This window comes from Serratia sp. CY47280 (assembly GCF_052168655.1).
In the GTDB taxonomy this organism is placed as follows: Bacteria; Pseudomonadota; Gammaproteobacteria; order Enterobacterales; family Enterobacteriaceae; genus Serratia; species Serratia bockelmannii.
The window spans coordinates 16,405-30,934 of the sequence record NZ_JBJNMG010000003.1; the positions used below are offsets into that span (position 1 = coordinate 16,405).

Below are 14,530 nucleotides of genomic sequence, written 5' to 3' on the forward strand. Positions count from 1 at the left end.
GCTCAACGTGTAATGACAGGCCGCTCCGGCGACACAATTGCGCCGATGATAACACGAAGCGCGGCGGATCTCTGCCTCAGCGTTGGAGATAGGTTGGAGTGAAACGCGCGCAACGTTATACTGACACTCCTATTAACCACGCCGAAGCAAAATTAAACGCTATGCCAGTTTTCTCCATTGTGGCTTTGATGGCCTACCTGCTCAGCCTTGGACTGATCATTCCCAGCTTGTTGCGGAAGAACAGCGCATACCGTCGACTGGCCCTCGTCTCGGCGGTGGTGGCGCTGATTTGCCACGCCATCGCGCTGCAGCAGCGCATCTTTGACGTCAGCGCCGGGCAGAATCTCAGCCTGCTGAACATTGGTTCTATCGTCAGCCTGATCATCTGCTCGGTGATGACCTTCGTCGCTTCACGCGATCGCGGCTGGTTCCTGCTGCCGATCGTCTACAGCTTCGCGATGATCAATCTGGCCTTCGCCAGCTTCATGCCCGGCGAGTTCATCACTCACCTGGAGGCCAGCCCGGAATTGATGGTGCATATCGGCCTGGCGCTATTCTCTTACGCCACCCTGATCATCGCCGCGCTCTACGCCTTACAGCTCGCCTGGCTCGACTACCTGTTGAAAAACAAGAAGCTGACCTTCAGCGCCGACATGCCGCCGCTGATGAGCATCGAGCGCAAGATGTTCCATATCACCCAGATCGGCGTGGTGCTGCTGACGCTCACCCTGTGCACCGGCCTGCTGTACATGGATAACCTGTTCAGCAAAGAGAACGTGCATAAAGCCGTGCTGTCGATCATGGCCTGGTTCGTGTATATCGTGCTGTTGTGGGGCCATTACCATGAAGGCTGGCGCGGCCGCCGCGTCGTCTGGTTCAGCTTCGCCGGCGCCTTCCTGCTGACGCTCGCCTATTTCGGCAGCCGTCTGATTCAGCAGGTGATGGTGCGCTAGGCCAGCCTGGCTCAATTCTCCCTCTCTATAAGGAATACTGCATTGGAGCATGTGTCGACGGGGACCCTCATCATTATCCTGGTGATCATGATCGTGGTCTCCGCTTACTTCTCCGCCTCCGAAACCGGCATGATGACGCTCAACCGTTATCGCCTGCGTCATCTTTCCAAACAGGGCAACCGCTCGGCGCGTCGGGTGGAGAAGCTGCTGCAAAAACCGGATCGGCTGATCGGCCTGGTGCTGATCGGCAACAACCTGGTCAACATCCTCGCCTCGGCGCTGGCGACCATCGTCGGCATGCGGCTGTATGGCGATCTCGGCGTGGCGATCGCGACCGGCATACTGACCTTCGCCGTGCTGCTGTTCGCCGAAGTGCTGCCGAAGACCTTCGCCGCCCTCTATCCGGAACGTATTGCCTTCCCCAGCAGCGTCCTGCTGGCCCCGTTGCAAAAGGTGATGTTCCCGCTGGTCTGGCTGCTCAACGGCATCACCAGCCTGACCTTGCGCCTGTTCGGCATTCGCACCAACGTGCGCATCAGCGACGCCGTCAGCAAGGATGAGCTGCGTACCATCGTGCGCGAATCCCAGTCGCAGATCTCACGCCGCAATCAGGACATGCTGATCTCGGTGCTGGATCTGGAAAAGGTGACGGTCAACGACATCATGGTGCCGCGCACCGAGATCGTCGGCATCGACGTCAACGACGACTGGAAGTCGATCATGCGCCAGCTGACCCACTCGCCGCACGGCCGCATCGTGCTGTATCGCAGCTCGTTGGACGATGCGATCGGCATGCTGCGCGTGCGCGAAGCCTACCGCCTGATGACCGAGAAAAAAGAGTTCAACAAAGAGAACCTGCTGCGCGCCGCCGATGAGATCTACTTCGTACCGGAAGGCACGCCGCTCAACGTTCAGTTGGTGAAATTCCAGCGCAATAAAGAGAAGGTCGGCATCGTGGTCGACGAGTACGGCGACATTCAGGGCCTGGTTACGGTGGAAGACATCCTCGAGGAGATCGTCGGCGACTTCACCACCTCGATGTCACCGACGCTGGCGGAAGAAGTCACGCCGCAGAGCGACGGTTCGGTCTTGATCGACGGCACCGCCAACGTACGGGAGCTGAACAAAGCCTTCAACTGGACCTTGCCGGCCAATGAAGCCCGTACCGTCAACGGTATGCTGCTGGAAGAACTGGAAGAGATCCCCGAAATCGGCACCCGGGTGCGTATCGGCCATTACGATATCGACATTCTCGACGTACAGGGCAACATGATCAAACAGGTGCGAGTCACGCCGATCACCTCGCTGCAGTCCAGCGTCGGCCATCACTGACCGCCGGCCAGAACGTAAAAAAGACGCGAAATCGCGTCTTTTTTGTTTCTGCGGGAAACGTACGGTCAGATATGCAGCTCCTGCAGCTTCTCTTTCGGCAGCGCCAGCTCGTCGTTGTGGTTCACCACCACGCCGTTATCCAGAATGTGCTTGGCGATTTCCTGCGCTTCTTCCAGCGAGTGCATGTGGTAGGTACCACACTGGTACTCGTTCAGCTCAGGGATCTTGCGCTGGTCGGTCACTTTCAGCACGTCGGCCATCGCCGCTTTCCAGGCATCGGCAACGCGCTGCTCTTCCGGCACGCCGATCAGGCTCATGTAGAAACCGGTGCGGCAGCCCATTGGGGAGATGTCGATAATCTCCACGCCCTGGCCGTTCAGGTGGTCGCGCATAAAGCCGGCGAACAGGTGTTCCAGCGTGTGAATGCCGCGTTCGGGCATCACTTCCAGGTTCGGGCGGCAAAAGCGCAGATCAAATACCGTGATGGTATCACCATGAGGCGTTTTCATGGTTTTCGCAACGCGGACAGCCGGGGCTGCCATACGGGTATGATCGACGGTAAAGCTATCCAGCAATGGCATTTCGCTACCTCCTCGTAAAAGAGCATTTATTTCGAAACTTTTTTTCCTAACCGGGAAACCTTTTCCAACCCTGCGAGTCTGAGTATGTGAAAGACGCGCATTTGTTATCATCATCCCTGTCATCAGAGATGCATATTTGGCCACATTGATGTGGCCTTTTTCTTTTTCAGCTTCCGCCGTTTTGCTTCAGGAACGCTTCAAAGCTTAGCGTATCATTGGCTTCTATGTCGCGTTGGCGCTGCCACGAGGCTTCCCGCTCTTTATCCAGCTCGGCCTCATTCAGGATTTCCAACGGTTCTTCCAGCAACGTCTGGCGATACTGCTCCGCCAGCTGCAGACCGACGCGCCCAGTGCCTTCCGCCTTCATCGCCTTCAGAATGCGCGCGGAGAAGGTCAGCTCAGGATCGTCGAACGCGGCGACCAGCTCATCGCACACCTGCTGGTATTGACGGTTGCCGGCTTCGCCGTCCAACACTTCCGCCACCCGACGCAGATCGGCGAACAGCGCCTTACCCACTTTTTCCAGCGGCTCATGGCTGGCACCACAGCCGATGCCGATGGTCTGGCCCGGCTTGCGCCCTTCGAGGATCACCCGGTTCCAGTTCTTGCGCGTGCACAGCAGTTCATCGCTGCTCATCTCCGGCGCATCGGCCAGCGCGCACCACACCAGGAACAGATCCAGGAAACGCGCCTGCACCGCATCCACGCCGATCGGCGAGAACGGGTTGATATCCAGCGAACGCACTTCGATGTATTCGATACCGCCGCGCAGCAACGCGTCTGACGGTGTCTCGCCGCTTTGGGTCACGCGCTTCGGCCGGATCGGCGCATACAGCTCGTTCTCGATTTGCAGCACGTTGCTGTTCAGCTGCAGGTAGCGATCGCCCTCTTTCACGCCCAGCTTGGCGAACTCTTCGGAAGGCGTAGCAATCGCCCGTTTCAGACCGGCCACATAGCTGTGCAGATCGTTGAAGGTGATGCCCAAATTGCTCTGCGACTTATTGGTGTAGCCCAGGTCGCTCAGACGCAGCGAGGTGGCGTACGGCAGGTAGCACATCCCCTGCTCGGTGCGCTCGAACGGCAGAGTGGTCTCGCGCCCTTTGAGGAACGAAGAACAAATGGCCGGCGATGCGCCAAACAGATATGGGATCACCCAGCCGAAACGATAATAGTTGCGGATCAGGCGGAAATACCCCGCCGAGATCTGCTCTTTACCGCTTTCTGCGTCCTGCACGCCGGCCCAGGCCTGCCAAAATTCCAGCGGCAGCGAGAAGTTGTAGTGCACACCGGAAATAGTCTGCATCAGCGCGCCATAGCGATTCTTCAGCCCTTCACGGTACAGCGTCTTCATGCGGCCGATGTTCGACGAACCGAACTGCGCCAGCTCGATGTCCTGCTCGGCTTCGATAAAACACGGCATGCTGAGCGGCCACATGCGCTCATCGCCAATGTTGCGCGCCACGTAGCGATGAATATCGCGCAGGAACGTCAGCAGGTGATCGATATTGTCATCAACCGGCGTAATAAACTCTAACAGCGCCTCGGCGAAGTCCGTGGTGATCCAGTGGTGCGTCAATGCCGCCCCCAGCTTTTCCGGATGCCCGGTGGTCGCCAAGGTGCCGTTCGGCGTGACTCGCAGCGTTTCACGCTCGATGCCGCGACGAATGCCTTTTAATGCCTGAGGATGGGCTTCCAACCAAGAAAGCGCCTGTGATACGTCCGGGATCAAATTGACCTCCCGCTTCTAAAAACAATAACTCGTAAGCATACTGAATCCGCACCCGAGAGAATATTGAGTTATATTCACTTGGTTACTGCCACCAGGCAATGCCCTGTACCGTTATCATAGCCAAAACGATGTAACGCAGCGCCTTTCCGATACACAGAAACAGCGCGACAGAGCCCCAGGGCATGCGCAGCCAACCTGCCAACACGCACAACAAATCGCCCACCACCGGCACCCAGCTGAGCAACAGCGCAGCCGGGCCGAAGCGTTGCAGCCACCCGAGCGCCGTTGCCAGCCCCCGCTGTGGTTTCAACGCCGGTAACAGGCGCCCGATAATGACATTGGTCAAGCCGCCCAGCGTGTTGCCCAAGGTCGCGGCCAATACCAGCAATTCCGGCGAGACGCGACTCTGGGTAAGCAAGGCGACCAGAACGATTTCTGAATTTCCCGGCAGCAGCGTCGCACTGAGGAAGCTACTGCCAAATAACGATATTACGGCTAGCGTACTACTCACAGCGTGCGGACGTCTACCACAGCCATACCGGCACTTTTCGCCGCCTGAATGCCAAATTCGGCATCTTCAAACACCACGCATTTTTCCGGCGGCACGCCGATCAGTTCAGCACAGCGTAAGAAGGTATCCGGCTCCGGTTTATGGCGCTGTACGTCGTCCGCGCCGACGATCGCGTCGAAGCAGTCGAACAGGCCGAGATGACGCAGCAGCATTTCAGCCATGCGGTGCTCGCTGCCGGTACCGACCGCCATCGGACGGCGGCCGTGATAGGACTTCACCACCTCGATCAGCGGCAAGGGACGCACGCTATCCAGCAGCATCGCTTCCACCGCGCGGGTTTTCTCCGCCGCCAGGTGATGGGGATCGAGGTCGGCCTGATGGCTGGCGATAATCGCCTGAGCGATGCGCCAGGTCGGCGAACCGCTCAGCGCCACCATGGCCGTTTCATCAAACGTCATGCCATAACGGGACAGCACTTCATGCCACGCTTTACGGTGCGTTGGCTCGGTGTCCAGAATCGTGCCGTCCATGTCGAAAATAAGACCCTGATAGCGGTCGTACATCGTTACTCCATGATCGTTGAGGAAAGAAAACTACTTTAGCGTAAAGCCGATGGGTTGTCGCTGACTGCGTCATAGCGGAATGTGCTGTGCCTAATCGTGCACAAAGGGGAAAGGGGGGGAGATAGATAAAGGCTGAAAAGCGAAAAACCCGCCGAGGCGGGTTTCTCTTAGATGGTGCATCCAGGAGGATTCGAACCTCCGACCGCTCGGTTCGTAGCCGAGTACTCTATCCAGCTGAGCTATGGATGCATGTCTATTTTTACTGCTTGCCTGCTTCGCTAACGAAACACGACAGAAAGAATGGTGCATCCAGGAGGATTCGAACCTCCGACCGCTCGGTTCGTAGCCGAGTACTCTATCCAGCTGAGCTATGGATGCACAGGAATTCTTTTTTGATACCGTATGGTACGTTGTTACTACCCCACCATACTGCAAAATATGGTGCATCCAGGAGGATTCGAACCTCCGACCGCTCGGTTCGTAGCCGAGTACTCTATCCAGCTGAGCTATGGATGCAAATGGCGGTGAGGCGGGGATTCGAACCCCGGATGCAGCTTTTGACCGCATACTCCCTTAGCAGGGGAGCGCCTTCAGCCTCTCGGCCACCTCACCATACGCTTCTTTCGAATTGTGCCTAACTTGCTTTGGAGAAGCTCATCGGCACTGCGTGGCGCACATATTACTTTCTCCGACTTTTAAGTCAAACAATTTTTCCCAACTCATGCGCGTTTGCACAATTCACACCCAACATGGGCGATTTCACGGCAAAAAGGGCGTTTTATCAACAGGCAACCGTAGCGTCTGTGGCAACAAAGCAGAAAACTAACCGGGAAAATAATCACGAAAAAGAGAGGGGAGAACGAAAGAAGTGGGTAAAACGATGCAGTAGCGTCTCGTCTGGCAACGAGACGCTGCTTCGGAATCAGTAAGTCGTCTGCTGAGACTTCTCTGCCTGAATGCGCTGATAGATTTCTTCACGGTGAACCGAAACCTCTTTGGGGGCATTCACACCAATACGCACCTGGTTGCCTTTTACCCCTAGCACAGTGACCGTAACCTCATCGCCAATCATGAGGGTTTCACCAACTCGACGAGTCAGAATTAACATTCTTTGCTCCTTGAAAGATTAAAAGAGTCGGGTCTCTCAGTTTCCCCGTCATTATCCATCATATGTGGTGAAAACGTAAGCCGCGCAATCCACAATAAGTGTAAGCAGACTTGGTCCCACCTCAGATAATGGTAAGTTTAGCCGACCTGAAAAACTTTGTTCCCGCAATTGTAACTAAATTGTGTTAGCACAGTATGAAAACGCCATAATCAACAAAGTATTATGGCGTTTGTGCGTGCTATTTATTTATGTTCACAGCTTCGAGGCCACCCAGGCTTCTACGCTGTTTAACGCCGCTGGCAGGGCGTTGATATCCGTCCCCCCCGCCATCGCCATATCAGGGCGACCACCGCCCTTGCCGCCGACCTGCTGCGCCACGTTGCCGATCAACTCGCCGGCTTTCACGCGGTCAGTCAGATCCTTGGTCACGCCCGCGACCAGGCTGACTTTGTCATCAGCCGTCGTCGCCAACACGATAATGGCCGAACCCAATTGATTTTTCAGGTCATCCACCATAGTGCGCAGCATTTTGGCTTCGACATTGTCCAACTGGCTGACCAACAGCTTCACGCCGTTAACCACTTTCGCCTGACTGGACAGCGACGCGCTTTCCTGCGCCGCCTGCTGATCTTTCAGTTGCTGCAGTTCTTTTTCCAGCACGCGGGTGCGATCGAGCACCGAGCGCACTTTATCGGTCAGGTTGTTGCTATCGCCCTTCACCAACTGCGCAACGTCTTGCAACAAATCGCTTTGCTGATGCAGCGTAGCGATAGCGCCAGCGCCGGTTACCGCTTCAATACGGCGGATGCCCGCCGCGGTGCCAGACTCGCTCAGAATGCGGAACAGGCCGATATCGCCGGTGCGGCTGGCGTGGGTGCCGCCGCACAGCTCGGTGGAGAAGTCGCCCATGGTCAGCACGCGCACGTTGTCGTCGTACTTCTCACCGAACAGCGCCATCGCCCCCTTCTCTTTAGCATCTTCCAACGCCATCAGCTCGGTCTGCACCGGCAGGTTACGACGCACCTGCTGGTTAACCAGATCTTCCACCGCGCGAATTTGTTCCGGCTTCATCGCTTCGAAATGCGAGAAGTCGAAGCGCAGGTATTTGTCGTTAACCAGAGAGCCTTTCTGCGCAACGTGCTCGCCCAACGTTTGGCGCAGCGCAGCGTGTAGCAGGTGGGTCGCGGAGTGGTTCAGGCGGATGCTGTTGCGGCGCTCAGTGTCGATCTGCGCGTCCACGCGATCGTTCAGCTTCAGCGAACCTTGCGCCAGCTTGCCTTGATGGCCGATAGCCTGACCGTATTTCTGGGTGTCGTTGACCACAAACTCGGCGCCTGCGGTTTTCAGCACGCCTTTATCGCCGACCTGGCCGCCGGATTCACCGTAGAACGGCGTCTCGTCCAGCACCACCACCGCCTCTTCGCCAGCGTTGATCTGATCGACCGGCTGGCCGTCGCGGAACAGCGCAATGACCATCGCCTGCTGCTCGTCGTGATCGTAGCCGCTGAACTGGCTGCTGCCGTCCACACGGATCAGGCTGTTGTAGTCGGCGCCGAAACCGCTGGATTCGCGCGCGCGGCGGCGCTGTGCTTCCATCGCCTCTTCAAAGCCCGCTTCGTCGACTTTCAGACCGCGCTCGCGGCAGACGTCAGCGGTCAGGTCCACCGGGAAGCCGTAGGTATCGTACAGACGGAAAGCGGTTTCGCCGTCCAGGGTATCGCCCTGCAGCTTGGCCAGCTCTTCGTCCAGCAGCGCCAGACCACGCTCCAGCGTACGGGCAAACTGCTCTTCTTCGGTTTTCAGCACCTGCTCCACCAGCGACTGCTGGCGTTTCAGTTCATCGGCCGCCGGGCCCATCACTTCGATCAGCGGCGCCACCAGCTTGTAGAAGAAGGTGTCTTTCGCGCCCAGCATGTTGCCATGGCGGATCGCACGACGAATGATGCGACGCAGCACGTAGCCGCGGTTTTCGTTAGACGGGATCACGCCGTCAGACACCAGGAAGGCGCAGGAACGGATGTGGTCGGCGATAACGCGCAGAGATTTATTGTCCAGATCGGTCGCACCGGTCACTTTCGCCACGGCGGCAATCAGGGTGCGGAACAGGTCGATCTCATAGTTGGAGTTCACATGCTGCAACACCGCCGCGATGCGTTCCAGGCCCATACCGGTATCCACCGAAGGTTTCGGCAGCGGCAACATGGTGCCGTCGGACTGACGGTTGAACTGCATGAAAACGATGTTCCAGATCTCGATGTAGCGATCGCCGTCTTCTTCCGGGCTGCCCGGAGGACCACCCCAAATGTGATCGCCGTGATCGTAGAAAATCTCGGTGCACGGGCCGCATGGGCCGGTATCGCCCATCTGCCAGAAGTTATCAGAAGCGAAAGGCGCGCCCTTGTTGTCGCCGATGCGGATAATGCGCTCGGCCGGTACGCCGATTTGCTTCTGCCAGATGTCGAATGCTTCGTCATCGGTTTCATACACGGTGACCCACAGTCGCTCTTTCGGCAGGTTGAACCAGTTTTCACCGGTCAGCAGTTCCCACGCGTAGCTGATCGCGTCGTGCTTGAAGTAATCGCCGAAGCTGAAGTTGCCCAGCATTTCAAAGAAGGTGTGGTGACGAGCGGTATACCCGACGTTTTCCAGGTCGTTATGCTTGCCGCCTGCGCGCACGCAGCGCTGCGAGGTGGTGGCGCGGGAATAGGCGCGTTTGTCGAGCCCCAGGAAAACATCCTTAAATTGGTTCATGCCGGCATTGGTAAACAGCAATGTCGGATCATTGTTAGGCACCAGGGAGCTGCTTGCTACAACCTGATGACCCTTACTATGAAAGAAATCGAGAAACGCTTGACGGATCTCAGCGGTGCTCTTGCTCATAATTTTCCTGGAAAGGCTAGAATAACGACACGTGAGCCGGTGGCGCGTCATCCCGACGATGACAACCAGCTCACGAACAAAAAGTGGGGATAAGATAAATTTTCTTCAGAGGGAAGTAAAACCCCGTGTGCGCTCATTGCGCAAAATCACGGTAAATTGACTGAATTTCTTCCTGGAAAAAGCCGCGATAGAGCAGATAACGCTGCACTTTGGCTTTCTCTTTCCAGTCGGTTGGCAACGCATCGCCAAATTTTCGCTGCGCCACCTGTTTTGCCTGTTCGCACCAGTCGATATCGCATTCCGCCAGCGCGTCCTGTACCAGCGCTTTGTCGACGCCCTTTTGCATCAGTTCGCTGCGGATGCGCTGCGCGCCGTAACCTTTGCGGCTGCGGCTGCCGATGTAACTGTGGGCGAAACGCGTATCGTCCAGCCAGTTGTGCTGGTAACAGTAGCCGATGACCTGCTCGATCAGCGCGGGATCCACCGGCTCTTCAGCCACCGGCGGTGATGCCGGTGCATGTGGTCCCTTGCCGCCAAAACGGGCTTTCGCCACAAACGGCTGCGCCGCAAGTTTGCGGCGCAGTTCAGCTTCACTATGATCGCGTTGCGACAGCAGGCGCATGGCGCGGCTTAGCAAGTCATTCATCATTTGAGCCTGAATTCAGGGGATGTGCGCCACATAAACGGCGGCGCACATCTTCAGCGATTAAAACTGCTCGCTGGTTTCCGCTTCGTCATCTTCGAAGTCGTCACCGGAGGCAGCCACCAACTCACCGCCGCTGTGCAGCAGCAGGTCGCGCAGTTTCTTATCCAGCTCGGCGGCGATAGCCGGGTTTTCTTTCAGGAAGTTACAGGCGTTCGCCTTGCCCTGACCGATCTTCTCGCCGTTATAGCTGTACCAGGCGCCGGCTTTTTCGATCATCTTGTGCTTCACGCCCAGATCGACCAGCTCACCACGGCTGTTGATGCCTTCGCCGTACATGATTTGGAATTCAGCCTGTTTGAACGGCGCAGCGATTTTGTTCTTCACCACTTTCACGCGGGTTTCGCTGCCCACCACTTCGTCGCCCTCTTTGATGGCGCCGATACGACGGATATCCAGGCGTACCGAAGCGTAGAACTTCAGGGCGTTACCACCGGTGGTGGTTTCCGGGTTGCCGAACATCACACCGATCTTCATACGGATCTGGTTGATGAAGATCAGCAGGGTATTGGCGTTTTTCAGGTTGCCGGCCAGCTTACGCATCGCCTGGCTCATCATGCGCGCCGCCAGACCCATGTGCGAATCGCCGATTTCACCTTCGATTTCCGCCTTCGGCGTCAACGCCGCCACGGAATCGACGATGATGACGTCAACCGCGCCGGAGCGGGTCAGCGCATCACAGATTTCCAGCGCCTGCTCGCCGGTGTCCGGCTGGGAGCACAGCAGGTTGTCGATATCAACGCCCAGCTTTTTCGCATAGATAGGATCCAGCGCATGCTCAGCATCGATGAACGCACAGGTTTTGCCTTCGCGCTGCGCAGCGGCGATCACCTGCAGCGTCAGGGTAGTTTTACCGGACGATTCCGGGCCGTAGATTTCGACGATGCGGCCCATCGGCAGGCCGCCGGCGCCCAGAGCGATATCGAGTGACAGTGAGCCGGTGGAGATCGTTTCCACGTCCATGGAGCGGTCTTCACCCAGGCGCATGATGGAGCCTTTGCCGAACTGTTTCTCAATCTGGCCCAGTGCCGCAGCTAACGCCTTTTGCTTGTTCTCATCAATAGCCATTTTTGCTCCTTCGTTTCGCAATGCCGGTGTTACCCCACACTGCCACTGAATGTATGTTGTGCAGGAAATGTCACTAATTATACTGTATGGTCATACAGTATCAAGCCTAATTTACAAAAATTCGTCGATGGCGGTTTGCAGCGCGAAAATCGTCGCCTGCAGCCGCACCGCATCGCGGTCGCCCTCGAATTGCATCTTGCGCGACAGCCCCCGGCCATCGCTGCCGGCGAAACCGAACCACACGGTGCCGACCGGCTTTTCCGCGCTGCCGCCGTCCGGGCCGGCGATGCCGCTCACCGACAGCGCCAGATCGGCCTGCGCCGCCCGCAGCGCCCCTATCGCCATCTCGCGCACCACCTCTTCGCTGACCGCGCCGTGCGCCGCCAACGTCGCTTCGCTCACCCCCAGCAGGTCATGCTTTGCCGCATTGCTGTAGGTGACGAAACCGCGATCGAAATAGGCGGAGCTGCCGGCGATATCGGTAATGGCCTTGGCGATCCCCCCCCCGGTGCAGGATTCCGCACAGGTGATCCAGAGGCCCTGAGCCTTCAGTTTCTCCCCTGCCAGCACGCTGAGCTGACGCAGTTGGTTTTCACTCATAATCCCTCCCTCGCGAATTCAGGTATATGCGCCCGATAGTAGCATTTATCAAGGCGCTGCAGCGGCTGGCGCGCAGAAATGCGCAGCGCCTCGCAGGAGGTGCGGTTTTAAGCGCCCAGCCAAGCTGCTAGTATCAAAAGAAGCGCCCCATCGAGCGGCGGCGCACCAGCACAAGGAACATCACGGAGGCGGCACGCTGCGGCGGCGGCCTCAGGGCGCACCAGAAGAGATTAGGATGATAGCGTGAAAAAAACGTTGGGCGTATTTTTGCCGTTGTACACCACCACCCTGCTGCTGCTGTTGGGCTCGGGCCTGCTCACCACCTACGTCTCGCTGCGGCTGACCTCCATCCACGTCAGCAGCGCGTTGATCGGCGCTATCATCGCCGCCAACTACATCGGGTTGGTGATCGGCGGCAAGGTCGGCCACTTTCTCATCGCCCGCGTCGGGCATATCCGCGCCTACGTGGCCTGCGCCGGCATCATCACCGCCGCGGTGCTGGGGCACGGCCTGACGGAGTTCATTCCCGCCTGGGTCGCGCTGCGTCTGGTGATCGGGCTGTGCATGATGTGCCAGTATATGGTGCTGGAAAGCTGGCTGAACGACCAGGCGGAATCCAACCAGCGCGGCATGGTGTTCGGCTTCTATATGGCGGCGACCTATCTCGGCATGTCGCTGGGCCAGATCGTGCTGATGCTGCAAAGCAATCTGGGCATCACCACGCTGCTGGTGATCGCACTGTGTTTCGCGCTCTGTCTGGTGCCGATCGCTCTCACCACCCGCACCAATGCGCGCCACATGTCGCCGGCCCCGATGGAGCTGCGTTACTTTGTCGGCGCCATTCCCAAGGTGCTGGCCACCACGTTGGTGATCGGCATGGTGGTGGGCTCGTTTTACGGCCTGGCGCCGGTCTACGCCAGCCTGCAATCCTTAACCACTCAGCAAACCGGCCTGTTCATGGCGCTGGCCATCTTCGCCGGGTTGGTGGCGCAGTTCCCGCTCAGTTGGCTGTCGGATCGCTATAACCGCCCGTTGCTGATGCGCTTCAACGCCATTTTGCTGATCGTGGCGGCGCTGCCGCTGGCGCTGCTGCCGCACATCGATTTCCCGCTGCTGCTGGCGGTGGGGTTCGTCGTCAGCATGCTGCAGTTTACGCTCTATCCGCTGGTGGTGGCATTGGCCAACGATCTGATCGAGCCGGAGCGCCGCGTCTCGCTGGCCGCCTGTCTGCTGATGGCGTTCGGCGTCGGCGCCAGCATCGGGCCGTTGGCGGTCGGCGCACTGATCGAGCCGCTTGGCGGCAACATCCTGTACGCCTTCTTCGCTCTGTGCGGCGTACTGCTGGCGGCCCTCGGCCGTACGGCGAAAGCGGAGGAACCGCAGCTGGCACAGGACGCGCCGGTGCCGCACATTGCGCTGCCAGACAGCCTCGCCAGTTCACCGCTGTCGCCGGCGCTCAATCCGACCTTCGATGAGCAGATCATTCACGACACCATGCCGCCGCCGGAAGCGGCGCCCGATGTCGAGGAGCCACAGCCCGAAGAACAAGAGGAGGAACCCTTGCCTCAGGGAGCCGATCCGCACGAGGACACCGGCCTGAAAAAGGCGCACGCCATGCTGTAAACGGTGGTGCTACAGATCCTGGAAGGAGCCCAGCATAAAACCGCGTTCGGCGATCGCCGCTTTCAGCGTCGGCGCGGTCAACACATCCAGCTCGACGAGCCGCGGGTGGCAGTATTTGCTCTGCAGGATCGTCGCATCGAGGAACGCCGGGTGGCACATCATTTCCAATGACTCGGCGCCCTGCGCGTCGGCGCGCGCCAACCTCTGCAGGAACAAGGCTTCGGAAATCGTTTCACCGTAGAATCCCGCGTCAAACGCGTCGGTGCTGTAGGGCGTCTGCAACGCAATACCGCGCCGTTTCGCCTCTTCGCGATCGAGGCGCAGCGGCAGACCCTGTGCCTGCGCAAACGCCTCCACCAGCGGGTAAATCTGCGGCTGCATATGCACATGGTGGTGGCTGTCGATGTGCGTTGGCGCCCTGCCGAACAGCGTCACAAACCGCGTGAACTGGCGCTGCAGCTCCTCCTGAATCTCGTCCAGCTGCAGCTCGCCGGCCTCGGCGCGGTGCCACAGCCATTTGCCCAGCTCGCCATGCTCATTGACCAGCGAAGGCATGGCGCCCAGCGGCCTGCCATGGGTCAAAACGAAATGCAGCCCGATCGGCAATCCGGGATATTGCCGGCTGAGCGCTGCAGCATGCTCCGCGCCGCCGCCGTTCACCATCGCCGTGGTGGAGGAAACGACGCCATGCTGATACGCCTCGACGACGCCGTAGTTCTGTCCTTTGCTCAGGCCGAAGTCGTCGGCATTCACGATCAGTAGTTTTTCCATAATGGCTCCCGCAGGATGAATTTTCGGCAAGGAAAGGCCGACCGACCGGCGCGGCATTCCCCTTCTCGAAGGTAAAAATCGAATGATTAACCGGCCGGCGGCCTAAAG

Annotated in this window: 14 protein-coding genes and 4 tRNA genes; 4 read left to right on the plus strand and 14 right to left on the minus strand. The window is 58.4% G+C overall.

Translation table 11 applies throughout. The features are described from left to right. Positions 1–161: 161 nt before the first annotated feature. Positions 162–953 (plus strand): cytochrome C assembly family protein, encoded by a 792-nt coding sequence (locus tag ACJ8J4_RS14420; RefSeq protein WP_004932506.1) that lies wholly within the window; start codon positions 162–164, stop codon positions 951–953. A 42-nt stretch (positions 954–995) separates the two neighbouring features. Beyond that, a complete protein-coding gene (locus tag ACJ8J4_RS14425; RefSeq protein ID WP_016929024.1) occupies positions 996–2,285 on the plus strand; it encodes an HlyC/CorC family transporter in 1,290 nt (429 codons plus the stop codon). Positions 2,286–2,350: 65 nt separating this feature from the next. On the opposite strand, the gene luxS is transcribed toward ACJ8J4_RS14425, so the two are convergent. From luxS to alaS, 10 genes are all read right to left on the minus strand, one after another. Next, positions 2,351–2,866 (minus strand): S-ribosylhomocysteine lyase, encoded by a 516-nt coding sequence (luxS, locus tag ACJ8J4_RS14430; RefSeq protein ID WP_004932513.1) that lies wholly within the window; start codon positions 2,864–2,866, stop codon positions 2,351–2,353. 166 nt (positions 2,867–3,032) lie between these two features. Continuing rightward, complete coding sequence (gene gshA / locus ACJ8J4_RS14435) at positions 3,033–4,595, minus strand: glutamate--cysteine ligase (RefSeq protein WP_043143899.1); 1,563 nt, start codon at positions 4,593–4,595, stop codon at positions 3,033–3,035. An 82-nt stretch (positions 4,596–4,677) separates the two neighbouring features. Next, positions 4,678–5,106, minus strand: coding sequence for a YqaA family protein (locus ACJ8J4_RS14440; protein ID WP_004932520.1), 429 nt, complete (start codon positions 5,104–5,106; stop codon positions 4,678–4,680). Further along, positions 5,103–5,669, minus strand: a complete 567-nt coding sequence (yqaB, locus tag ACJ8J4_RS14445; RefSeq protein WP_025301636.1) for a fructose-1-phosphate/6-phosphogluconate phosphatase — start codon at positions 5,667–5,669, stop codon at positions 5,103–5,105. The genes ACJ8J4_RS14440 and yqaB overlap by 4 nt, the downstream gene beginning before the upstream one ends. A 172-nt stretch (positions 5,670–5,841) precedes the next feature. After that, positions 5,842–5,918 (minus strand) — tRNA-Arg (locus ACJ8J4_RS14450). A gap of 52 nt (positions 5,919–5,970) precedes the next feature. After that, positions 5,971–6,047 (minus strand) — tRNA-Arg (locus ACJ8J4_RS14455). 61 nt (positions 6,048–6,108) lie between these two features. Then, positions 6,109–6,185, minus strand: a tRNA-Arg gene (locus ACJ8J4_RS14460). A gap of 3 nt (positions 6,186–6,188) precedes the next feature. Further along, positions 6,189–6,281 (minus strand) — tRNA-Ser (locus ACJ8J4_RS14465). A gap of 310 nt (positions 6,282–6,591) precedes the next feature. After that, positions 6,592–6,777, minus strand: a complete 186-nt coding sequence (gene csrA, locus ACJ8J4_RS14470) for a carbon storage regulator CsrA (RefSeq protein ID WP_004091602.1) — start codon at positions 6,775–6,777, stop codon at positions 6,592–6,594. Positions 6,778–7,029: 252 nt separating this feature from the next. Next, positions 7,030–9,657, minus strand: coding sequence for an alanine--tRNA ligase (alaS, locus tag ACJ8J4_RS14475; RefSeq protein WP_025301635.1), 2,628 nt, complete (start codon positions 9,655–9,657; stop codon positions 7,030–7,032). On the opposite strand from alaS, the gene ACJ8J4_RS14480 reads away from it, so the two are divergent. Further along, positions 9,607–9,750, plus strand: a complete 144-nt coding sequence (locus tag ACJ8J4_RS14480; RefSeq protein ID WP_162180460.1) for a hypothetical protein — start codon at positions 9,607–9,609, stop codon at positions 9,748–9,750. The genes alaS and ACJ8J4_RS14480 overlap by 51 nt on opposite strands. 40 nt (positions 9,751–9,790) lie before the next feature. Here ACJ8J4_RS14480 and recX read toward each other — a convergent pair whose 3' ends face one another. From recX to pncC, 3 genes are all read right to left on the minus strand, one after another. Beyond that, positions 9,791–10,303 (minus strand): recombination regulator RecX, encoded by a 513-nt coding sequence (gene recX, locus ACJ8J4_RS14485; RefSeq protein ID WP_173889501.1) that lies wholly within the window; start codon positions 10,301–10,303, stop codon positions 9,791–9,793. A gap of 60 nt (positions 10,304–10,363) precedes the next feature. After that, the gene (gene recA / locus ACJ8J4_RS14490) at positions 10,364–11,428 is read right to left on the minus strand and encodes a recombinase RecA (RefSeq protein ID WP_004932541.1); all 1,065 of its coding nucleotides are present in this window, start codon (positions 11,426–11,428) and stop codon (positions 10,364–10,366) included. Between the two features lie 111 nt (positions 11,429–11,539). Further along, entirely contained in the window at positions 11,540–12,028 is a 489-nt protein-coding gene (pncC, locus tag ACJ8J4_RS14495; RefSeq protein ID WP_264383802.1) for a nicotinamide-nucleotide amidase, read from the minus strand. Positions 12,029–12,271: 243 nt separating this feature from the next. Here pncC and ACJ8J4_RS14500 point away from each other — a divergent pair, with 243 nt between their 5' ends. Continuing rightward, positions 12,272–13,651 carry an MFS transporter gene (locus tag ACJ8J4_RS14500; protein WP_060448146.1) on the plus strand — a complete coding sequence of 460 codons (1,380 nt, stop codon included), beginning with the start codon at positions 12,272–12,274 and terminating at the stop codon, positions 13,649–13,651. 9 nt (positions 13,652–13,660) lie between these two features. Here ACJ8J4_RS14500 and chbG read toward each other — a convergent pair whose 3' ends face one another. Continuing rightward, complete coding sequence (chbG, locus tag ACJ8J4_RS14505; protein ID WP_025301631.1) at positions 13,661–14,422, minus strand: chitin disaccharide deacetylase; 762 nt, start codon at positions 14,420–14,422, stop codon at positions 13,661–13,663. Positions 14,423–14,530 lie beyond the last annotated feature (108 nt).

Excerpts from the sequence above, each read along its gene's own strand:
- ACJ8J4_RS14420 (WP_004932506.1), top strand. The coding sequence starts at position 162 with ATGCCAGTTTTCTCCATTGTGGCTTTGATGGCCTACCTGCTCAGCCTT.
- luxS (WP_004932513.1), bottom strand. The coding sequence starts at position 2,866 with ATGCCATTGCTGGATAGCTTTACCGTCGATCATACCCGTATGGCAGCC.
- yqaB (WP_025301636.1), bottom strand. The coding sequence starts at position 5,669 with ATGTACGACCGCTATCAGGGTCTTATTTTCGACATGGACGGCACGATT.
- csrA (WP_004091602.1), bottom strand. The coding sequence starts at position 6,777 with ATGTTAATTCTGACTCGTCGAGTTGGTGAAACCCTCATGATTGGCGAT.
- ACJ8J4_RS14480 (WP_162180460.1), top strand. The coding sequence starts at position 9,607 with ATGAAAGAAATCGAGAAACGCTTGACGGATCTCAGCGGTGCTCTTGCT.
- alaS (WP_025301635.1), bottom strand. The coding sequence starts at position 9,657 with ATGAGCAAGAGCACCGCTGAGATCCGTCAAGCGTTTCTCGATTTCTTT.
- recX (WP_173889501.1), bottom strand. The coding sequence starts at position 10,303 with ATGAATGACTTGCTAAGCCGCGCCATGCGCCTGCTGTCGCAACGCGAT.
- recA (WP_004932541.1), bottom strand. The coding sequence starts at position 11,428 with ATGGCTATTGATGAGAACAAGCAAAAGGCGTTAGCTGCGGCACTGGGC.
- pncC (WP_264383802.1), bottom strand. The coding sequence starts at position 12,028 with ATGAGTGAAAACCAACTGCGTCAGCTCAGCGTGCTGGCAGGGGAGAAA.
- chbG (WP_025301631.1), bottom strand. The coding sequence starts at position 14,422 with ATGGAAAAACTACTGATCGTGAATGCCGACGACTTCGGCCTGAGCAAA.